General features: G+C 64.7%; 22 protein-coding genes. 6 read left to right on the forward strand and 16 right to left on the reverse strand.

Annotated elements, in window-relative coordinates:
• Positions 1-101: 101 nt before the first annotated feature.
• Positions 102-758: a YiaD family glycine zipper/OmpA-like lipoprotein gene (locus EI545_RS12985; RefSeq protein ID WP_245990010.1), complete on the reverse strand. Its 657-nt coding sequence runs from the start codon at positions 756-758 to the stop codon at positions 102-104.
• A gap of 104 nt (positions 759-862) precedes the next feature.
• Entirely contained in the window at positions 863-1,693 is an 831-nt protein-coding gene (locus tag EI545_RS12990) for a methylated-DNA--[protein]-cysteine S-methyltransferase (RefSeq protein WP_125325861.1), read from the reverse strand.
• Between the two features lie 133 nt (positions 1,694-1,826).
• Between EI545_RS12990 and nth the strand changes: the two genes are divergently transcribed.
• From nth to EI545_RS13005, 3 genes are all read left to right on the forward strand, one after another.
• Entirely contained in the window at positions 1,827-2,471 is a 645-nt protein-coding gene (nth, locus tag EI545_RS12995) for an endonuclease III (RefSeq protein ID WP_125325862.1), read from the forward strand.
• The gene (locus EI545_RS13000; protein ID WP_125325863.1) at positions 2,468-3,451 is read left to right on the forward strand and encodes an adenosine kinase; all 984 of its coding nucleotides are present in this window, start codon (positions 2,468-2,470) and stop codon (positions 3,449-3,451) included. The genes nth and EI545_RS13000 overlap by 4 nt, the downstream gene beginning before the upstream one ends.
• Before the next feature lie 94 nt (positions 3,452-3,545).
• Positions 3,546-4,541 carry a hypothetical protein gene (locus EI545_RS13005; protein WP_125325864.1) on the forward strand — a complete coding sequence of 332 codons (996 nt, stop codon included), beginning with the start codon at positions 3,546-3,548 and terminating at the stop codon, positions 4,539-4,541.
• A gap of 7 nt (positions 4,542-4,548) precedes the next feature.
• On the opposite strand, the gene speB is transcribed toward EI545_RS13005, so the two are convergent.
• The 6 genes from speB to EI545_RS13035 form a co-directional block, all read right to left on the reverse strand.
• Positions 4,549-5,523, reverse strand: coding sequence for an agmatinase (speB, locus tag EI545_RS13010; RefSeq protein WP_125325865.1), 975 nt, complete (start codon positions 5,521-5,523; stop codon positions 4,549-4,551).
• Positions 5,520-6,245 carry an MBL fold metallo-hydrolase gene (locus tag EI545_RS13015; RefSeq protein ID WP_125325866.1) on the reverse strand — a complete coding sequence of 242 codons (726 nt, stop codon included), beginning with the start codon at positions 6,243-6,245 and terminating at the stop codon, positions 5,520-5,522. Before EI545_RS13015 ends, speB begins: the two co-directional genes overlap by 4 nt.
• On the reverse strand, positions 6,242-7,240 hold the full coding sequence (locus EI545_RS21840) for an ABC transporter ATP-binding protein (protein ID WP_125325867.1): 999 nt from the start codon (positions 7,238-7,240) through the stop codon (positions 6,242-6,244). The genes EI545_RS13015 and EI545_RS21840 overlap by 4 nt, the downstream gene beginning before the upstream one ends.
• Positions 7,237-8,004, reverse strand: coding sequence for an ABC transporter permease (locus EI545_RS13025; RefSeq protein ID WP_125325868.1), 768 nt, complete (start codon positions 8,002-8,004; stop codon positions 7,237-7,239). Before EI545_RS13025 ends, EI545_RS21840 begins: the two co-directional genes overlap by 4 nt.
• Before the next feature lie 85 nt (positions 8,005-8,089).
• Positions 8,090-8,944, reverse strand: coding sequence for an ABC transporter permease (locus tag EI545_RS13030; RefSeq protein WP_245990013.1), 855 nt, complete (start codon positions 8,942-8,944; stop codon positions 8,090-8,092).
• Between the two features lie 9 nt (positions 8,945-8,953).
• Entirely contained in the window at positions 8,954-10,003 is a 1,050-nt protein-coding gene (locus tag EI545_RS13035) for a polyamine ABC transporter substrate-binding protein (RefSeq protein ID WP_245990015.1), read from the reverse strand.
• Between the two features lie 108 nt (positions 10,004-10,111).
• On the opposite strand from EI545_RS13035, the gene EI545_RS13040 reads away from it, so the two are divergent.
• The gene (locus EI545_RS13040) at positions 10,112-10,726 is read left to right on the forward strand and encodes a TetR/AcrR family transcriptional regulator (protein WP_125325870.1); all 615 of its coding nucleotides are present in this window, start codon (positions 10,112-10,114) and stop codon (positions 10,724-10,726) included.
• A 2-nt stretch (positions 10,727-10,728) separates the two neighbouring features.
• Here EI545_RS13040 and EI545_RS13045 read toward each other — a convergent pair whose 3' ends face one another.
• A complete protein-coding gene (locus EI545_RS13045; protein WP_164517292.1) occupies positions 10,729-11,907 on the reverse strand; it encodes a leucine-rich repeat domain-containing protein in 1,179 nt (392 codons plus the stop codon).
• A gap of 236 nt (positions 11,908-12,143) precedes the next feature.
• Between EI545_RS13045 and EI545_RS13050 the strand changes: the two genes are divergently transcribed.
• Entirely contained in the window at positions 12,144-14,642 is a 2,499-nt protein-coding gene (locus EI545_RS13050) for a GcvT family protein (RefSeq protein ID WP_125325872.1), read from the forward strand.
• 32 nt (positions 14,643-14,674) lie between these two features.
• Here the strand turns inward: EI545_RS13050 and EI545_RS21775 are convergent, their stop codons facing one another.
• Positions 14,675-14,800, reverse strand: a complete 126-nt coding sequence (locus EI545_RS21775) for a hypothetical protein (protein ID WP_281275718.1) — start codon at positions 14,798-14,800, stop codon at positions 14,675-14,677.
• 26 nt (positions 14,801-14,826) lie between these two features.
• On the opposite strand from EI545_RS21775, the gene EI545_RS13055 reads away from it, so the two are divergent.
• Complete coding sequence (locus EI545_RS13055) at positions 14,827-15,144, forward strand: hypothetical protein (protein WP_125325873.1); 318 nt, start codon at positions 14,827-14,829, stop codon at positions 15,142-15,144.
• On the opposite strand, the gene EI545_RS13060 is transcribed toward EI545_RS13055, so the two are convergent.
• From EI545_RS13060 to EI545_RS13085, 6 genes are all read right to left on the reverse strand, one after another.
• Complete coding sequence (locus EI545_RS13060) at positions 15,141-15,923, reverse strand: glycoside hydrolase family 25 protein (protein ID WP_125325874.1); 783 nt, start codon at positions 15,921-15,923, stop codon at positions 15,141-15,143. The genes EI545_RS13055 and EI545_RS13060 overlap by 4 nt on opposite strands.
• Before the next feature lie 65 nt (positions 15,924-15,988).
• Positions 15,989-17,065, reverse strand: coding sequence for an NAD(P)/FAD-dependent oxidoreductase (locus EI545_RS13065; RefSeq protein WP_125325875.1), 1,077 nt, complete (start codon positions 17,063-17,065; stop codon positions 15,989-15,991).
• Positions 17,066-17,214: 149 nt separating this feature from the next.
• Positions 17,215-18,300 carry a BMP family ABC transporter substrate-binding protein gene (locus EI545_RS13070; RefSeq protein ID WP_125325876.1) on the reverse strand — a complete coding sequence of 362 codons (1,086 nt, stop codon included), beginning with the start codon at positions 18,298-18,300 and terminating at the stop codon, positions 17,215-17,217.
• 63 nt (positions 18,301-18,363) lie between these two features.
• Entirely contained in the window at positions 18,364-19,293 is a 930-nt protein-coding gene (locus EI545_RS13075) for an ABC transporter permease (RefSeq protein ID WP_125325877.1), read from the reverse strand.
• Positions 19,293-19,628 carry a hypothetical protein gene (locus EI545_RS13080; RefSeq protein ID WP_125325878.1) on the reverse strand — a complete coding sequence of 112 codons (336 nt, stop codon included), beginning with the start codon at positions 19,626-19,628 and terminating at the stop codon, positions 19,293-19,295. The genes EI545_RS13075 and EI545_RS13080 overlap by 1 nt, the downstream gene beginning before the upstream one ends.
• A complete protein-coding gene (locus tag EI545_RS13085; protein WP_125325879.1) occupies positions 19,628-20,713 on the reverse strand; it encodes an ABC transporter permease in 1,086 nt (361 codons plus the stop codon). Before EI545_RS13085 ends, EI545_RS13080 begins: the two co-directional genes overlap by 1 nt.
• Between the last annotated feature and the right edge of the window lie 127 nt (positions 20,714-20,840).

Here is a 20,840-nt window from a genome sequence, read left to right on the forward strand (position 1 = left end):
AAACCCCGGCGATTGGTCCGAAATTATGACCAGTCGCTGGGCGACACAATGGAAAAAGGGCCGGGAATCCCCGGCCCCTTGAAAAACCCGGTCCGGGTGCCTTAGCGGGTCGGACGGATGATGATTTCCACCCGGCGGTTCTGCGCGCGGCCTTCCGGCGTCAGGTTCGATGCGACGGGCACGTCCTCGCCCCGGCCAAAGGCCGCGATCCGGGCACCTGGCACGCCGCTGTCGCGCAGCACGCCTGCAACCGAAACCGCGCGGCGCTGCGACAGGTCCTGATTGTAGGCGGCCGACCCGGTGTTGTCGGTATGGCCGATCACCTCGATCCGGCTGTTGGGGTACTTGAGCAGGCTGGAGGCGACGGTCTGCAGATCCTGACGCAAGTCGCCGCGCAGCGTCGCGCTGTCGACTGCAAACAGCAGATCCTGCGGCATGTTCACGATCAGGTACTCACCCGTATTCGTGACCGAGATGTTCGAATTCAGCGACCCGCGCAGTTCGGCAGCCTGACGGTCAAGGTCGGCACCGATCAGCGCGCCGCCGCCAGCGCCAAGCGCGCCGCCCACGATGGCGCCCTTCAGGCGGTCATCATCCGACGACACCGCCGCGCCAAGCAAGGCACCGCTCAGACCGCCGATGACAGCACCCTGACGCTGCCGTGCGTTCGGGTCATTGGGGTAGGCATTTGGGTCCACGCAGGCCGTGAGTGCCAAAAGGCCGGCCGAAGCCAGAATAAAGGGGGTCTTGATCATCATGTTGCTCTCGCCTCGAAGGAATGCCCGTTGGGGGCTGGTGGCACAATACACCAACGCCGTCCGGTGGCTGTCGGTTCCCTCGCTGCTCGGCAAGGTTTCGCGCATCACATCTCCGTGCGCGCAGCCTCCCAGGCCAGCATGGCGCGCTTGCGCGGCAAGCCCCAGTGATAGCCGCCAAGTCCACCGTCGCGCCGCAGGGCGCGGTGACAGGGAATAAGGAAACTGATCGGGTTCCGCCCCACGGCCGTCCCAACCGCCCGATGCGCCTGCGGGTGACCGATGGCCCCGGCAATATCAGCATATGTCGTCACATGGCCCGAGGGGATGGTCATCAGCGCCTCCCAGACCTTGATCTGAAACGGCGCGCCGATCAGGTGCAGCTCGGTCGCCTTGCCGCCAAAGGCCGCGTCAACCATGGGCCGCATCGCCACGGGGTCCTCGACGTAGGTGGCCTTTGGCCAGCGGCTGACCAGATCCTCCAGCGCAGCCTCGGCGCCGATCTCGTCGGCAAAGCCCATGCCGCAAATGCCCCGCTGCGTCGCCATCACCAGCGCCGGGCCGAAGGGGCTTTCAAACCAGCCCCAGCGGATGTCCAGCCCCGCGCCACCCCTAGCGTAGTCGCCCGGTGACATCGCCTCCCAGGTCAGGAACAGGTCATGCAACCGCCCGCTGCCGGACAATCCCGCCTCATGCGCAGCACCTAGAGTGGTGTGGCGTTCGGCCAGCAGCTTTCGCGCATGGCCCAGCGTCAGGTATTGCTGATACCGCTTCGGGCTGACGCCCACCCACTGGCTGAACAGCCGCTGGAAATGCGCCGGGCTCATCCGCATCTTGCCGGCAAGGTCCTCCAGCGTCAGGCCGGGGCCGCTTTGGTCGATCACCTCCAGCGCGCGGGTGATCACTTGGTAGTGGTAGGCGGGGGAAAGGTCGGTCATGGCAGTCTCCTTGCCCATAGCATAGGCACCGCGCCCGGCCCCCGCGACCCGCTTCTTGCGGATAGGATGAACTTGCCCTTCGCCCGGCTTTACGGGCGTTGCGCGGCAGCGCCTGCACTGGCAAGAAGGGGTCATGGTCGCACAACTTCCCTATGTCACGCTGCAAAAGGTCTTCGCCCGCTTTGCCGAAGCTGAACCCGAACCGAAGGGCGAACTTGAGCATCTCAACGCCTTCACCCTGCTGGTTGCGGTTGCCCTGTCGGCGCAGGCCACCGATGTCGGCGTGAACAAGGCCACCCGTGCCCTGTTCCAGATCGCCGACACGCCGGAAAAGATGCTGGCCCTGGGCGAAGAGGCGTTGATCGACCACATCAAGACCATCGGCCTGTTCCGCAACAAGGCCAAGAACGTCATCAAGCTGTCCCGCTTGCTGATCGACAATTTCGGGGGCGAGGTTCCGTCCTCGCGCGCCGCGCTCACCTCGCTGCCGGGGGTGGGGCGCAAGACGGCGAATGTGGTGCTGTCGATGTGGTTCCATCACCCCGCGCAGGCGGTGGATACCCACATCTTCCGCGTCGGCAACCGCACCGGCATCTGCCCCGGCCGTGACGAGATCACCGTCGAACGCGCGATCGAGGATAACGTGCCGGTCGAATACCAGCGCCACGCGCACCACTGGCTAATCCTGCATGGCCGGTATATCTGCACCGCGCGCAGCCCCAAATGCGGCATCTGTCCGATTGCAGACTGGTGCCTTTACCCGGAGAAGACCGCATGAAGTCCTATCAGGTTGTCGGCATCGGCAACGCCATCGTTGACGTGTTCTCGACAGCCGACGACACCTTTCTTGACCTGATGGGCATCCAGAAGGGCATCATGCAACTTGTCGAACGCGAACGCGGGGAACTGCTTTACGGCGCGATGACCAACCGGAAGCAGGCGCCCGGCGGATCGGTTGCCAACACACTGGCCGGGCTTGGCAATCTTGGGCTGACCACGGGTTTCATCGGCCGCGTCCACGCCGATGCGCTGGGCCAGTTCTACGCTCGCACCATGGCGGAAGAAGGCACCGATTTCGTCAACCCGCCCGTGCCGGGGGGAGAACTGCCGACCTCGCGCTCGATGATCTTTGTGAGCCCGGATGGTGAACGGTCGATGAACACCTACCTTGGCATCTCGTCCGAGCTTGGCCCCGACGACGTGTCCGACAGCGTCGCCGGCAGCGCCGAGATCCTGTTTCTGGAAGGCTATCTTTACGACAAGCCCAAGGGGAAACAGGCGTTCGAGCGTGCGGTAGACCTGTGCCACGCCGCAGGCGGCAAGGCGGGCATCGCGCTTTCAGACCCGTTCTGCGTCGACCGCCACCGCGACGACTTTCGCCGCCTTGTGAAATCGCTCGACTATGTGATCGGCAACGAACACGAATGGGCCTCGCTGTATCAGACCGATCTTTCCGCGGCGCTGGAGCAGGCGTCGCAGGACGCGGGCCTTGTCGTCTGCACCCGGTCCGGCCATGACGTGATCGTCATGCGCGCGGATGAACAGGCCATCGTTCCGGTCAACCGCGTTGTGCCGGTCGATGCCACCGGCGCGGGCGACCAGTTCGCCGCCGGGTTCCTGTACGGCCTTGCCACCGGCCAGTCTCTGGCCGTCTCTGGCCGGATGGGCTGTGTCGCCGCGGCCGAGGTGATCAGCCATTTCGGTGCCCGCCCCGAAACCGATCTGAAAGCCCTGTTCCGCAAGGAACGCCTGATCTGACGCCGGAACTGCACAGATCGCAGCGACGTGATGCCACAGGTCGGAAAAATTCCGGCCCCTTGCCCGAAGCTTGCCCCATTCTTGCGGTAAGGCCTTGCCCAAGCGTTACAAACCGGGGTGTTCCGTGCTGCGACTGATCGGATTTCTGCTGATGGTGACCATCGGTGCCGGTGGCTTTCTGGCGCTGGACTACAATATGGCGCGCCAGTTGGCCGACAGCGAAGACGACGGGGGCCTGACCGTCCGTGACTACCTTGGCGGGCTGTCCGTACGGATCGCCTCGGTCACCGGGTCAGCCGCAACCCCCGGCCTTCCCTCCGCCTTGCAGGACATGCTGCCGAAACCGCCCGAAGGCTGGACTGTCCGCCCCGCCACTGGCGAAGATATCACCGCATTTCTGCCGCGCGAACGCGGCGCTGGCGAAGCAAAGGCCCGCGATCTGATCACCGACATGGTCAAGGACAAAGTCAGCGGCGCGGCCGAGGTTGTGATCCTTGTTTACGAAAAGGCCGACCGTCGGGTCATCTTGAAGGCAGTGCGCTACCCCGATGTCATCTTCACCAGTGACATGGCGATCCAGCAGCGGTTCGACCTGCAAATGAAGTCGGCCGAATATCGCGGGATCTCGTCGATGACCGTGCGCGGGCTGGACATCACCGAAGACCTGCTTCCCGATGACATGCGCGGCCGCCTGTTCATGGCTGATGTCGGTGGCCAGATCCATCTGCGGCTGCTCGCCCCCCGGCGGATGCCGGATGCCGAACTGGTCACGTTCTTTGAAACCCTGCACGTCAGGGCGCTGAACGCCGCTGTCGTCGACAAGCGGGATGGCCTCGGCGAAGTCCCGGTCATCGTGCTTGCCTCGGCGCTGTCGGGTGCCGACCGTGATGCCTATGACGCCGACCGCGCCGCCCGCGCCGCCGCCGAAGCCGCCCAAAGCCGTGAGGCTTTGCAGATGGCCGAAGCCGCCGTTGCCGCAGCCGCGGGGCCTGATGCGGTCGCCGCCGAAGGCGAACCCCCCGCCCAAGCCCCTGCCGCCCAGTGCGAAAAGGGCGCAGGCGGGGTCAAGCGCTGCAAGGTGGGCGAGTAGACGGTCCCTAGAACGTAAGGCCCGAAAACCGCGACGGGCTTTGCGGCACGCCCGGCAGGACGCACAGCATCTCGTACAGGATATTCGCCCCGATCAGCGCGGTGTTTCCCGTAGGGTCATAGGGGGGCGAAACCTCCACCAGATCGCCACCCACGATGGCCAGCCCCTGACACCCCCGGATGATCTCCAGCGCCTGCCAGGTGGTCAGGCCCCCCGGTTCCACCGTTCCGGTACCGGGCGCGAAGGCGGGGTCCAGACTGTCGATGTCATAGGAAATATAAACCGGCGCATCGCCGATCTTTGCCCGCACCTGCGCCATCAAGCCGGTCAGGGATTTGTGCCAGCATTCCTCGGCCTGAACCACTGTCCAGCCCTTGTCGCGCGCCCAGTCGAAATCATCCGCCGCATAGCCCGTGCCGCGCAGCCCGATCTGGAACACCTTGTCATTGATCAGGCACCCATCCTCCCACGCCCGGCGAAAGGGGCAGCCATGGGCGACCGTTTCGCCAAACATCGTGTCGTTGATATCGGCATGCGCGTCGATGTGGATCAGCGCGACAGGCCCATGGCGTTCCTTGATCGCCCGCAGGATCGGCCAGGTCAGCGTATGGTCACCGCCAAGGGTCAGCGGGATGATCCCGTGCGAAAGCGCCTCGCGGTAATGCGCGGTGATGATGTCCACGGTCTTTTTTAGGTCAAACGTGTTGATCGCCACATCCCCCAGATCCGCGACCTGCAGGTGTTCGAACGGCGCCGCCCCCGTCGCCATGTTGTAGGGCCGCAGCATCCGCGATTCATCCCGGATCTGCCGTGGCCCCAACCGCGTGCCGGGGCGGTTGCTGGTGCCATGGTCCATCGGGATGCCGATGAAGCCCACGTCCAACCCCTTGGCGCTGCTGGCAAACGGCAGCCGCATCATCGTCGCCGGCCCGCCAAAGCGAGGCATGTCATTGCCGCCAAGCGGTTGATTGAAACCTGTCATCTGCCCTTGCCCCTCAGCCAATCCAAGATCATCTCGCGGTGCCGTTCTCCGGAATAGCTTGGGAAATGCCCGCCATGCACCACCCGCACCGGCAGCGCCAGCAACCGCTCCATCGAGACCACATACTGCGCCTGCTCCAGATCGCTGGTGCCCTCGATCAGTTCCCCGTCATAGACGATGTCACCCGAAAACAGCACCCCCGTCGCCGCCTCCCACAGGGCGATTCCGCCGGGGGAATGGCCGGGGGTATGCACCACCGTAAAATGCCGGTCGCCAAGGTCCACCACATCGCCGTCCCACAACAGCCGCGTCGCAGGGGCAGCCGCAACCGCGTAGGTCTCGCAAGCGAAGGGCTCCGGCGGCAGCATCGTGAAGATGTCATCCGTCACATACTTGTCGGCAAAGGTGTTCTCCCGCGTGGGCGCGCGAAGAAGATGCGCCTCGGCCCCGTGGCAGAGGCGGCACGGAAACTCGTGGTGCAGTCCGATATGGTCGAAATGCGTGTGGCTCGCCACCGCCTGCAACGGGCGTTCGGTCACCAACGGCACCCGGTCGCGAAGCGAGACCACGCCCATCCCGCTGTCCACCAGCATGTCGGTATCCCGCCCGCGCACATGCCAGACATTGCAGCGGTAGAACTCGCGGATATGCGGCTCATCAATATGGGTGACCCCATCGCCCATGGGGCGGACCCGCCACCAGTCTTCCGGCTTCGCTCTCATCCCTGCAACACCACATATGTCTCCGCCCCAAGGTCCAGCACCGCGCCGACCTCGACAACTGCAGCTTGCGGCAGATGCACGACCAGCCGCAAGTCGGGTGCTGCCAGCGGCGTGACATGCGCGCGGACATGCGTGCCAAAGAACGCCACCTCCTCAACCTTGCACAGCCCGATACGCAGCGACCCCGTTGCCGAAATCGCCTCGGGCCGCAGGCACAGCGTCCCGTCCGGCACATCGACCGGCCCGAACGGTGCCTGCCCGCCAACCACGGCAACTCGGTTCACCTCACCCATGAACCCAGCCGTGAACAGCGTCTTGGGGTGCAGGTAAACCTCCCTCGGCGGGCCGAAATCTTCCACCCGCCCGGCGTTCATCACCACGATGCGGTCGGCAATCGCCATCGCCTCTTCCTGATCGTGGGTCACATGCACAAAGGTCGTCCCCACCCGGCGCTGGATCGCCTTCAGCTCCTCCTGCATCTGCCGCCGCAGCTTCAGGTCCAGCGCGCCAAGCGGTTCATCCAGCAGGAGCACCTTCGGCTCCACCGCCAGCGCCCGGGCGAGGGCCACCCGCTGCCGCTGCCCGCCCGAAAGCTCATGCGGCCGCCGATCCCCGCGCCCCTCAAGGCCCACCAGCGCCAGCATCGCCTCGGCCTTGGCCGCGCGCTTCGCTCGGTCCACCCCCCGCATCCGCAGCCCGAACCCCACGTTGTCGCGCAGCGACATATGCGGAAACAGCGCATAATCCTGAAACACCGTCGTCGTCGGCCGATCCTTCGGCGCCACCCCCGCCATATCCCGCCCGCCGATCAGAACCTGCCCCTCGGTCGGCTCGGCAAACCCGCCGATGATGTTGAGCAAGGTCGTCTTCCCACAGCCGGAAGGCCCCAGCAGCACGACAAACTCCCCCGCTTCGATCTCAAGGCTGACGTCCTTCAACGCCAGCGCCGACCCATAGCGCTGCGACACCCGGGCGATGGACACTGCGGCGGTCATTTCGCCCTCCGGAAGACAAGGATTTCAAGCAGGATCACCAGCGTCACCGACACAAGAAAGACCAGCGACCCGACCGCATTCGTGGCGGGGGACAGGCCTGATTTCAGCATCGACCAGATCTCCACCGGCAAGGTCACGTCAAAGCGGGTCAGCAGAAACGCGATGATGAACTCATCCCAGGAAAAGGTCACCGACAGGAAGAACGCCGCCGCCAAAGGGGCCGCCAGCATCGGGGCGCTGACATGCAGCAGCACCTGTCCCTCGGACGCCCCAAGGTCACGCGCGGCGCGTTCGGCCGATTTTTGGTGATCCCCCATCGCGGCATAGCTGATCGCAAAGCAAAGCGGCAGGTTGATCACCACATGCCCGATCCCCGTGGCCCAAAGGGACGGCCTTATGCCAAGCTGGTTGAACACCGTCAGAAGCCCCAAGGCGATGATCAGATAGCTGACCGTCATGGGTGCGATCAGGACACCGCGCATCAAGACCGACCCCGGCAGCCGCACCCGCGCCAACGCATGCGCTGCCAGAAACCCCAGAACCAGCGCCACCGCCGAAGACACCACCGCCACCAGCAGCGAATTCACCAGCGCGGCCATCAGGTCATCATCGGTCAGAACCTTGGCATACCAGTCCAGTGTCACGCCCTTGAATGGCGGCACCGGCAGGCGGCCATCCTGAAAGCTGAACGCCACCAGCACGACGACCGGCAGGAAGACAAAGGCGTAGGCCAGCGCCAGATAGACCCATGGCAGGACGCGCATCACGGCGACACCCTCCGCGTTCGACTGCGTCTCCTTGTCGGGGGGACACCAGCGAGGAGTGACGAAGTCATCGACGAGCGCCCCCTCATACCCGGTCCAGCCGCAGCCACCGGCTGCTGGCGAAATAGGCCAGCGTCACCACCGCCATCAGCACCACGCTCAGCGCCGAGGCCAGGGGGAAGTTCCCGCTCCGCCCCAGCTGCAGCATGATCAGCTGCGGCAGCGTCAACTCGGCATTCCCGCCAAGGATCTGCGGCGTGATGTAGTCACCGATGCACAGCACAAAGGTCAGGAACGCCCCCGTCACCACGCCCGGCAGGGTCAGGGGCAGGATGACATGGGTGAAGGTTTGCCAACGGCTCGCCCCAAGGTCCTGCGCCGCGCGGGCATAGTTCGGCGACAGCTGGATCAGGTTGGCATAGATCGTCAGCGTCAAGAGCATGACGAAGAAATGCACAAAGCCGATCACCGTCGCCGCCCGGGTCGAGGCGATCTCCAGCGGCTCTGCAATCACCCCGATCCCCAGCAATGCCTTGTTCACCACCCCGTTCTGCCCAAGCACCAGCAACCAGGAGTAGGACCGCACCACATATGACGTCCAGAACGGCAGCACCGCCAGCAGAAGCGCCAGCCGCTGCCAGCGCGCAGGCACCCGAAAAGCGATGATCGCGGCCAAGGGATAGGCCAGCACGACCGAAATCACCGTGACAACAACCGTGATCTCAAGGCTGTTTCCCAGCGCGCCCAGCATCGTCGGATCCGTGAAGACCCGCACATAGTTGCCGGGGTCAAAGCCCCGCATCACCTCGCGCCCGTCCATCGACGCGAAGGACAGGGCCAGCATCGCCAGAAACGGCAGGATGAAGAACGCTGCCGTCCAGATCAGGGCCGGGGCGATCAGGCCCCAGCCCAGACGGCGTTCTTTCGCGGCAAGCGTCACAATACGGGCTTACTGCGCCAGCATTTCCGTCCACAGGTCCTGCATCGCCGTATCAAGCGCTGCATCCGGGATCGGGTAAAGCTGCGCCCGGGCCAGAAACTCCGGCTGCTGGTCCCAGCGCAGCACCGCCTTCTGCTCCGGCGTCAGGGCGTCACCGGCCTTCGCATTGGCCGGCATCCCCCAGTAGCACGAAGACGTCGCCAGCCGCGCCTGCCCCTCGGGCGAGGTGATGTAGTTCACGAACTCCAGCGCCAGATCCGGCTGGGTCGACCCGGCCACAACGCCAATCGACTGCGCCCAGCGAAGGCCCCCCTGCTTCGGGATCGTCCAGTCAAGGTTCGCGTTTTCCCCGGCCAGCACCGCCGTCAGCCATTCGCCCCCGCCGACGATGATGTCCACCTCACCCGTCGCCAGCGCCGTCTGGGCCGACACCACATCCGCCACCTGCTTTGACGCCGCCCGCAGCGCCATCAGCGGGTCTTTCAGCGCACCCAGATTGTCCGCAGTGATGTCAGCGGTGTTGATCCCCTGACCCAGCGCCACAAGCCCCAGCACCGGCAGGTAATAGTCATAGATCCCGATCCGCCCGTCATACTTGCCCGAGGTGAGGGTCGCCATATCCTCCATATCCGCCGGATCGACCTTGGACTTGTCGTAAGAGATGGTGTTGTAGCCAAACTTTTCCGTCACGGCATAGGTCTTGCCGTCCACCATGTTGTTCTCGGCCATCACCAGTTCCGGGAAGAAATCCGCGGTCTGCAGCTTGTCCGCCGGCAGCTCCGCCAGATGCCCGCCTTCAACCGCGCGGCCCACGTCCACGGCGTCGATCACCAGCACATCCCAGTCGCCCGGTTGCGATTGTTCCAGGATCGCCAGCCCGGCCGCCGTCCCCTCATATTCCTTCAGGTTCACCTTGACCCCGAACTGCTGCTCGAACGGCTCGATCAGCGCCGGGTCGGTGTGGTCGCACCAGACCAGCGCGTTCAACTCCTGCGCAAGGCCGGGCGTGGCGGCAAGCAGAAGGGCAAGCGAGGTGGCGGGTAGGCGGATATGGGCCATGGTCATCTCCTATGTCGGGGTGGGTGCCTCTGTCGGGCGCTTCAAGAAAATAATTGAGTTCGTTCAATTTTGAAGTCAACATCAAATAATGGGCAGATTGAGAACAGCATGACCGGACTGCGCGAAAGACAGAAGGCCAACCGCACCGGGCGCATCCTGCGCTCTGCCTCCGACCTGTTCCGCGCCCAAGGCTACGACGCCGTGCGGATCGAGGATATCGCGGCGGCGGCCGAGGTCTCAGCCGGAACCTGCTACAACTACTTCTCCACCAAGGGCGATCTCCTCCTCGCCATCGTGTCGATGGAGGTGGAAGAGGTGGTCGACGCCGGCCGCGCCCTTGTCACCAACCCGCCCGCCAGTACCGCCAAGGCGCTGGGCAGCCTGATCCGCCTCTACTACGACCACTCGCTGCACTATCTGTCGAAAGAGATGTGGCGCAAAGCCATGGCCTTTTCGATCGAGGCGCCGGGCACCCCGTTTTCCCAACGCTACACAGAGCTTGACGCCATGCTTGCAGCCCAGGTCAGCGACCTGATCGCCGCCTTGCAGACCCGCAGCCTTGCCCGCCCGGACCTTGACCCTGCCGTGATGGGCCAGATCGTGTTCAACACGCTGAACCAGATGTTCATCGAATTCGTGAAGGCCGACGCCATGACGTTGGACGACCTCCACCGCGCCAGCGACAAGCAGACGGAAAGCCTTGCCGCCCTGATGCGGGCTTAGGCCTACTGCTTGATCTGCAGCCGATCCCGGCCTTCCACCGGCGACAGGTCGGTGATTGAGGTGTTCGTGATGTCCAGCGTGTGAAGCCGCTCCAGCCCGGCCAGCGGCGAAAGGTCGGTCACGCGCGTGCCGCTGAGGTCCAACCTCGAAAGCTCCTTCATCTCGGCGAGGGGCGCGATGCTGGTAATCTGCGTGTCGTGCAGGTCCAGCCACGAAAGTCGGGTCATTCCCGCAAGGGCCGAGATGTCCGTGATCGCGTTCTGGTCTATGTGCAGCACCGTCAATTTCACCAGATCACGCAGCGCAGAGACGTCGGTCACCCGCGCGCCGTCGAAGTGAAGGTGCTCAAGCTTGACGCTTTTGGCCAGCGGGGAAAGGTCGGACACCGCCGTATCCACAAAGCCCAGCCTTGTCAGGTCCGGCATCATCGCCAGCGGGGCGATGTCCGTGATGTTGGTTTCGTTCAGGTTAAGGAAGGTCAGCCCGGTCATCCTTGAGAGCGCGCTGAAGTCACCGATCTGCGCCGTGTTCAGGTCAAGGCTCTGCAGTTGCGGCAAGGCCGCAATCGGTTCAAGATCTGGCGCTGTCACACCGATCAGCGACAGTTCTGTCAAACCCTGCAACCCGCTGATCAACCGCAGATCAAAGTCCGGTATCCCCTTGACCACCAGCCGGTTCAGCCCTGTCAGCTGCGACACGGCCGAGAGGTCGGCGATCTGCACCCGCATCAGAATAAGCTGTTTCAGGCCGGGGTAGGCCGCCAGCGCCGACAGGTCCGCAAGCTGGCCACCGGTGATATCGACACTGCTCAGATCCTCGAACCGACCGATGCTGTCGAAGATGCCGATATCGCCCGCGGAAATCGCCAAGGCACGCGTCTTTGCCGTCACACAGGTCGTCCGGACCTTCAGCCCCGGCACGCCATCCTTCTCGCAGCTCTCAAACGTGGTCTTGACCTCATCCGCTGCGGCAATCACCTCGCGGGCTTCGTTCGGTGAGGCGGTCAACAACTCGGTCACCGAAAGCTCGCCGATTTCCTCAACGGTCAGCGGCGCCTGACCCTCGGCAAAGGGTCCAGCGTCGGCCACCGGTGTCTCTTCGCCGGGCGAAAGCAGCGGCTGCAGCGCGGCCCCCACGGCCAGAACGAACAGCACGCCAACAACCCCAAGCAACAGCCCCATCCGCCCCATTCAGAGTCACCTTTCAAAACCGGCTGGCCCATTGCCGCACCGAGCAAGTTTCTGCACAACCTTGGCATCTTCAAGTCTGATTTTCGGAATACCCAAGGCTGGCTCGCCCTTGCGCGGCGCATCGAAACCGACCCCATGTCGTTTTCTGACGCCAAAGGTCGGGTGGACTTGCCCGGTTTGCCCCGCCTCTGGCAGATAGGGGCAAACATCTCCCGGAGGCTTGCCCGATGAAAACCCATGTCAAAGCTTTGGTCGTCGGCGGTGGCGCAGTCGGCACCGGGATCGCCTATCACCTTGCCAAGGCCGGCTGGGACACGATGCTGGTCGAACGCGATGAGCTGACGGCAGGGTCAACGTGGCACGCCGCTGGTCTGCTGCCCCTTTTCAACATGGGCTACGCCACCACCCACATCCACAAATACAGCGTCGATTTCTACAAGGGGCTGGAGGCGGAAACCGGCCTCAACCCCGGTTTCTACGTCGTCGGCAACCTGCGCATGGCGCAGCATCAGCAGCGCATGGACGAATACATGCTCTATTCCTCGGTTGCCGAAACCGCCGGGGTCTACCACGAATTCCTGACCCCGAAGGAAATCAAGGACCGCTGGCCGCTGGTGCGGACCGAAGACCTGATCGGCGCGCTCTACCACCCGCAGGATGGCTACATCAACCCGGCCGACGTGACGCAAGCCATGGCCAAGGGTGCCCGCCAGTTTGGCTGCACCTTTGAACGCAAGGTGCAGGTCGACGGCTACCGCTGGACCGGGTCGGAGTGGATCGTCTCCTGCACCCGCATGGTCGAACAGGGCGGCAACCTTGTCGCCAGCGATGACCGCTTCGACATCACCGCCGAACACGTCGTCACCGCCACCGGCAACCACGCCCAACGCACCGCGCGGCTTCTGGGGATCAAGACCCCCGCCGTCGTGGTCGAACACCAGTACATCGTCACAGAACCCGACCCCGCCCTTGTGGAATGGCGGAAGTCCAACCCGCAGCACCCGGTCCTTCGCGACGCCGACGCCAAGTGGTACGTGCGCGAAGAACGCGGCGGCTGGATCCTTGGCCCCTATGAAAAGGGCGCCCCCGCCCGCTTCCCCTATGAAGTGCCCGAATCCTTCCGCGCCGACCTCTTCCCCCTCGACCTCGAACGGATCGAGCAGGAATACATGTCCTTCATCCACCGTATCCCGTCCTCAGAAACCGTGGGCCTGAAAGACGATTACAACGGCCCGATCTGCTATACCCCCGACGGCAACCCGCTCGTCGGCCCGGCCCCCGGCCTGCGCAACATGTGGCTGGCGGAAGGCTTCAGCTTCGGCATCACCGCCGCAGGCGGCACCGGCTACTACCTCGCCCAGCTGATGACCCAAGGCGAGGCCGAGATCGACATGGCCTCCCTCGACCCCAAGCGGTTCGGCAACTGGATGACGACCGAATACGCGAGCCGGAAGAATGAGGAGTGCTACGACCACGTCTTCATCCTCCATCACCCGGATGAGGAACGCGAAGCCTGCCGCCCGCTGCGCACCGCCCCCGCCTATGACCGCCAGAAGGACCTCGGCGCGCAGATGGGTCAGGTAAACGGCTGGGAACGCCCGAACTACTACGGCCCCAAGGACGCCCCCGCCGACTTCGACCACAACTCCCGCAGCTTCCGGCGCGGCGACTGGTGGCAATACGCCAAGGCCGAGGCTGAAGCGGTACGCAACACCGTCGGCATCATCGACGCCAGCGCCTTCACCAAACACCTCGTGCGCGGGCCGGGGGCGACGGCCTTCCTCGACTACTTCACCTGCAACAAACTGCCGAACGTGGGCCGGATCAACCTGACCTATGCCCTGACCGACCACGGCACCACCCGCACCGAATACACTATCGTCCGCCTGAAGCAGGACGAATACTACCTGATCTCCGCCGGGGCCTGGACGGCCTATGACTACGACTTCCTGCAGAAATCCGCTGACGACTGGATGGCGACGGGCAAAGGCGCCATCGACATCCACGACATCACCACCCAATGGGGCGTCTTCGCCCTTGCCGGCCCCAACGCCCGCGCGCTCCTCAAGGACATCGTCAAGGACCGCGACCCGGAAACCGTCCTGTCCAACAAACGCTTCCCCTGGCTGTCCTATCGCGACATCGAGCTTGGCATGTGCCCCGTCCGCGCGATCCGCGTGGCTTACACGGGTGAGCTTGGCTGGGAACTCCACTACCCCATCGAATTCGGCCGCTACCTTTGGGACCTCCTCATGAAAGCCGGAGAGAAGCACGGCCTCAAACCCGTCGGCGCCCGCGCGCAGAACTGGCTGCGGCAGGAAAAATCCTACCGTGCCTTCGGCAACGAACTTGGCCGCGACGCCACCCCGGTTGAGGCCGCCCTCGACCGCTTCGTTGACCTGACGAAAGACTTCCGCGGCAAGGACAAGATGCTGGCCACCGGGATCCGCTCCAAATGCGTCACCCTGCTGATCGACGGCCCTTCCGACGCCGACCCTTGGGGGAAAGAGGCGATCCTGCATGACGGCATCAAGGTCGGCCGCCTGACCTCGGGCGGCTACTCCGTCGCCTTTGGCAAGCAGATCGGCATGGGCTACGTTCCCGCCGCATTGGCCGAGCCGGGGACGAAGCTGAAAGTGAAGATGCTCCTCAAGGAATGGGACGCCGTAGTGACCGAAGACAGCCCCTTCGACCCCACGAACGCCCGCATCCGCATCGACGGCTAGGCGGTTTCTTCAAAGAAATCGCAGCGGAGCCTTCAAAGGCTCCGCGCCGAAATCTTCAAGGATTTCGGACCCATGCCCAAAGCTGTGTCCGGCGCGGTGATCCCGCCCGGGATGAAGGCCGGTTTGCCCGCCTTGAAGCTGTTGCAACCCTCCACCATCTTGCGTCCATGGGAACAGAATCGGCATGACGCGACGCGAGCGCAGGTTTCAGCGGCAGTTCAAGGCATTGGAGCGGCTTTTCCCGCCCCTGCGCGGACCCATGTCCACCCTGCGCCGCGACAGCTGGTTCCCGATCCGCTTTCCCATCGCCCTCGCCCTGATCGTCGGCGGAGTGTTCTCGTTCCTGCCGGTTCTCGGCATCTGGATGCTGCCGCTTGGCCTGCTTTTGCTGGCGGTAGACCTTCCGGTGCTGCGCGGGCCGATCTCGGTGCTGATCATTCGCAGCCGCCGCAGCGCCAAGCGCTGGCTGCGCCGCTGGCGGGCCTGGCGTGGCCGCGCCTAAAGCGCCCTTGCGCTGACCCAGTTGGCCCAAGCCGCCTTGGACCCGCTGAAAACGTTGATATCCACCTTGCCCGCGATCCCCGGCACGACCCCGGTTGACGTGTACTGCCAGAAGCTCCACGCCTTCCCGTCATAGACCTCGCCCGGATGGTCGGCGACGGCGCGCAGCCAGAACTCCACGCCATCCATCCGCCAAAGCTCCGCATCCTCGAAGAAATCGATCGAGGTATAGATCAACGGTCGCTGGCCATAGTGACGGCCGACGATGTCCATGAAGATCCGCGCCTCTTCCCGCAAGGTCGCCCCGTCGCGGCGGATCGTGCAGGTCGGCGAAAACGGCGTCCACTCCATGTCCAGAACCGGGGGCAGGGCGCCGGCCACTTTTGGCACATGCCGGATGAACCAGCGCGCCTGCTCGGCTGCCGGGCGGCAATGGTAGAAGAAGTGGTAAGCCCCCCGCTTCACCCCCGCCGCCCCCGCGCCGCGCCAATGCGACTCAAACATCGGGTCCACAAGGTCGCCACCCTCGGTCGCCTTGATAAAGGCAAAATTCACCCCGTTCGCCCGCGCCGTCGGCCAGTCCACGGCGGTCTGGAAGCGTGACAGGTCAATCCCATGCACCGGATAGCGGTCGGGCGACCGTCCCGGCCAGTCGGTCGGGTCAGCATCGCGAAAGTTGGACGAGGTGACAGTCACCTCATCAGGCGGGCCACCCGCCTCACGCGGGGCCGTGCCACAGGCAGCCAGCAACAGCAGGAACAGTCCGACGAGATGCCTCATGCCGCCGATGCTGCCGCGCGTTGGCCCCGCTGTCACGCGCAGATTTCAGCGCTCGGCGGAAACCGTCACCCGAACCGAGCGGGCGACAGTGCGGCCACCAGACCTGCGTCAAGCTCTGGCACGCGCCCGCCGATCAGGTCCGCCGCCAGACGGCTTGCCGCCGCGCAGGTCTGGAACCCATAGCCACCCTGACCCGCCAGCCAGAAGAACGACGGCTCGCGCAGATCCGGCCCGATCACCAGCACCCGGTCCGGCGCAAAGGTCCGCAACCCCGCCCAGCTTGCCAGCAACCGCGTCACCGGTTCCGTCACCACCTCTTCATAGCGCGCCAGACCCTCGGCCAGCACCATGTCATCGGCCCAGGCGTCATGCGGCTCCATCAGGTCCTCCTCGGCCGGGCTGACGATCAGCGCCCCGGCATCGGGCTTGGCGTACCAGTCCTCCCCCGGCCCGAACAGCATCGGCCAGCGGCTGACATCATGGCCCCCGGGCGCCGGGATCCGCGCCATCGACCTGCGGTAGGGCGTGAACCCCAAGGGGCGCACCCCCGCCATGGCGGCCACCTGGTCCACCCAGGCCCCCGCCGCATTCACCACCATCCGCGCCGTGAATTCTCCCACGGTCGAGGTGACGCGCCACCCCCCGCCGTCCTTGGCCACAGCGCTGACCCGCGCCTTCGTCAGGACGCGCGCCCCGCGCCCCTTCGCCTCGCGCGCAAAACCTTGCACCAGAAGATCCGTATCCACATCCTCGGCATGGGCGGCATAGCCCGCCTGCACCACCACCTCGGGGTTCAGGATCGGCACGATCTCGCGCGCCTCGGCCACGCTGATCCGGTCAAAGGCCATGCCGACCAGATCATGCTCGAACGCCTCCCCCGCGTCCGCCTTGGCCACCAGCATCAGCCCGCGCGGGGAAAGCACCCCCGGCACCGACCGGAAATACGCCTCCGACGCCATGGACAGCCCCACCACGGCAGGGGCGCCATAGCGCGGCTCATACAGCGCCGCTGACCGGCCACTGGCGTGATGCGCCAGCACCTCCTCCGCCTCCAGCACGATCACCGACCCCAGTTCCGACAGCCGTGCCGCGGCCGAAACCCCGGCAATCCCGCCGCCAATGATCAGAAAATCCGCGTCCATGATCCCCCACCTCTCCTGACAAGAAAGGGCACGGGGAAGACCCATGCCCTTTCTCTTCTGCAAATATCCCACAGGGGTGCGGGGGTGTGAAACCCCCGCTTTTTGGCGCGGGTCGGGGGGCTTGCCCCCTCGCCCGCGCCAAAAATCCCTTACTTGGGAATCTCGCCCGTGATGCCTTCGACGTAGAAGCTCATCCCCAGCAGATCGCCGTCCGGTGCCACCTGACCTTCGGCCAGCCAGGGCGAGCCGTCCTGCTTGTTGATGGGCCCGGTGAACGGGTGATAGGTCCCCGCCGCAATCGCATCGCGCATGGCTTCGGCTTCGGCCTTCACCTCGGCCGGAACCAGCGCAGTGATCTCGCCGATCTCGACCTCACCGCCGGCGATGCCTTCCCAGGCATCGGCCTGCTCATAGGTCCCGTCCATCAGGGCACCGACGCGCTTGATGTAGTAAGGGGCCCAGTTGTCGATGATCGACGAAACCCGCGGCCCGTCCTTGTATTCGGCCATGTCGCTGGCCTGACCAAAGCCGATCACCGCGCCATTGGTCTTGGCCGCTTCCGCCAGAGGGGCGGTGGAGTCGGTGTGGCTTGCGATCACGTCCACGCCCTGATCGATCAGCGCCTTGGCCGAATCGGCCTCTTTCGCCGGGTCGAACCAGGTGAAGGCCCAGACCACCGAAAGCTCCACTTCCGGGTTCACCTTCTTGGCATGCAGGTAATAGCTGTTGATCCCCATGATGACTTCCGGGATCGGGAAGGACCCGATGTAGCCGATCTTGTTCGACTTCGTCATCTTGCCCGCAATGTGGCCCTGCACCGCCCGGCCCTCATAGAAGCGCGCGTTGTAGGTCGACACGTTCGGATGCTCGCGCTTGTAGCCCGTTGCATGCTCGAACTTGATGTCGGGGAACTTGGCGGCAACCGCGTTGGTCGCATCCATGTATCCGAAGGACGTGGTGAAGATGATGTTGCAGCCCGAAAGCGCCATCTGGGTCAGCACGCGCTCGGCATCAGCACCTTCTGGCACGTTTTCCTGGAATGCGATCTCCACCTTGTCGCCAAAGGCTTCCTGCACGGCCAGCGCACCCTCATGGTGCTGGAAGGTCCAGCCGCCATCCCCGATCGGGCCGACATAGACGAAGCAGGCCTTCGTCTTGTCCTGCGCCATCGCCGCGCCGCCGAAGACCAGACCAAGGCCCAGTGCCGCGGTTGCAAGCAAATGTCTGCGTTTCATAGATATCTCCCCATTTTAGCAGGGGCTGTCCCGCCCCCGGAGTGTTTCACTCAGTGTGTTGCCTCAGCGCGAGGCGTGGAAATTCTGGCCCAGACAGGCCGGAGCGGCGAGTGCAGCCTTCCCACGTCCCGATGACATGATGACCAGCACAAGGATGGTTATCAGATACGGGGCCATGGACAAGTATTCCACCGGAATGGCCGATCCGGCGGCCTGCAGGTTCAGTTGCAGGACCGAGATCCCGCCGAAAAGATAGGCACCCGCCAGCACCCGCCAGGGCTTCCAGCTGGCAAAGACCACGATGGCCAGCGCGATCCACCCCGCGCCCGCCGTGATCCCGTCGGTCCATTGCGGCACCCGCACCAGGCTGACGTAAGCCCCGCCAAGCCCGGCCATCGCCCCGCCGAACAGTACGGCCAGCATCCGGATGCGCGTGACCTTGTAGCCCAGCGCATGCGCCGCCTCATGGCTTTCGCCCACCGCCCGCAGGATCAGCCCCACGCGGCTGTATTTCAGAACCCACCACACCGCCGCCACCAGCAGGATGGATGCATAGACCATCCAGTCATGCCCAAAGACCGCCACCCCCAGAAACGGAATATCGGCCAAGGGCCCCAGCGGCAGATCGCCCGTCGCGGGCGGGCGGATGCCGACATAGCTCTGCCCGATCAGGCTGGACAGCCCCAGCCCGAACAGCGTCAGCGCCAAGCCCGTCGCCACCTGATTGGTCTGCAAGACCTGCGTCAGCACCCCGAACACCGCCGAAAGTGCCGCCGCCCCCAGTGCCCCGCCCAGAAACCCCAGATAGGGGTTCCCGGTGACAACCGCGGTGACGAAGCCGCAGATCGCCCCCATGATCATCATCCCCTCAACCCCAAGGTTGAGAACACCCGATTTCTCGACCACCAACTCCCCCGTCGCCGCCAGCATGACAGGAACCGAGTTCACCATCAGCGCGGCCACCAGCAGGGCCGGATCAATGCTGCCAAACATCACGCACTCCCCGTCGCAAGATTCTGCACCCAGGCCAGAAGAAACCCGCCCAGCGTCGCCAAGCCGGGCAACCTCCACGCCCAAAGTCGCAGCGGGCTGCTCGTCACCTTGTCGACCGGCGACCATGCAAGGCTCGCCACCCGCCCTAGGCCGGTCGCAAAGGCACTGCTCAACCCGCTGCCTGCCGAATCGAAAAAGATGTCGAGGACGAACAGCACCAGAAGCAGGAAGACGATGAAGCCGCCAAGGGGCGTCAGGTAACCAAGGGCGAAGCCGCCCGCCGTCAGCGCCCCCGCCGCAAGCCCCTCAGCTGTGGTCAAGGTCTGGACCGCCATCACGCCAACTCCCTTTTCGCCAGTCGGATACGGAAGTTGGTCAACAGGTCGGTGCCCAGCAGGAAGAACAAGAGCATCCCCTGAAAGGCCTGAACCGCAGCCGAGGGCAGACCCAGCATGAACTGCGCCAACTCGCCCCCGATATAGGTCAGTGCCATGAGGAGCCCCGCGAACAGGATCCCCACCGGGTTCAACCGGCCCAGAAACGCGACGATGATCGCGGTAAATCCATAGCCCACATTGAAATCAATGCTGATCTGCCCCGCCGGCCCGGTCACCTCGAACACCCCCGCCAGCCCCGCGAGCACCCCCGAAATCCCCAGACACAGCACCACCAGCCGCGCCGGGGAAACCCCTGCAAACCGCGCCGCCCTTGGCGCTTGCCCGGCCAGCTTGATCTGGAAGCCAAGGATATGCCGCTGCAGCAGGATATACCCCGCGATCACCGCCATGAAGGCCGCGACCACCCCCCAATGCATGCCCGTGCCCGCGATCAGCTCCGGGTTCGCCATCGCCGGAATCTGGCTCAAGTTGCGGCTGCCCGGAAACCCCCCGCCCTCGGGGTTGCGCAACGCACCCAGCGCCATCATCGCCAGAATGTTCTGCGCCACATAGACCAGCAACAGTGACACGAGGATTTCGTTCGTCCGGAACACCGTCTTCAGGATCGCCGGGATCATCGCCCAGACAAAACCGCCGAACGCCCCCGCCACGATCATCACCGGAAAGATCAGCCGGCTTTCCACCGGGTACACCGCCAGCCCCGCCGCCGCGCCAAAGATCGCGCCCATGATGTACTGGCCCTCGGCCCCGATGTTCCAGATGCCCGCCCGGAAGCCGAGCGAAAGCCCGATGGCGATCAGGATCAGCGGCGCAGCTTTAACCAGCAACTGCGGCCGCGAATAGCTGGCGAACTGCGCGTTGAACAGCGGGTCCCAGAAGATTGTCCTTATCGCCTCAAACGGGTTCTTCCCCAGAACCCAGAACATGATCCCGCCCGCCACCATGGTCAGCGCCACCGCCAGAAACGGCGAGGCGCGCTGCCAGAACACACTGGGCGAGGGCCGCTTTTCCAGCCTCAGCATGACCACCCCCCTGAAGCCCTTTCATTCTGGCCCAAATATCCTCGGGGGGATGGGGGGGCGGAAAGCCCCCCGGCGACGCCAGACCCAAGGCGCGGCGCATCAGGTCCGACACCTCCCCTCCCCCTCG

The sequence above is a fragment of the Tabrizicola piscis genome, from assembly GCF_003940805.1.
Lineage (GTDB): Bacteria > Pseudomonadota > Alphaproteobacteria > Rhodobacterales > Rhodobacteraceae > Tabrizicola > Tabrizicola piscis.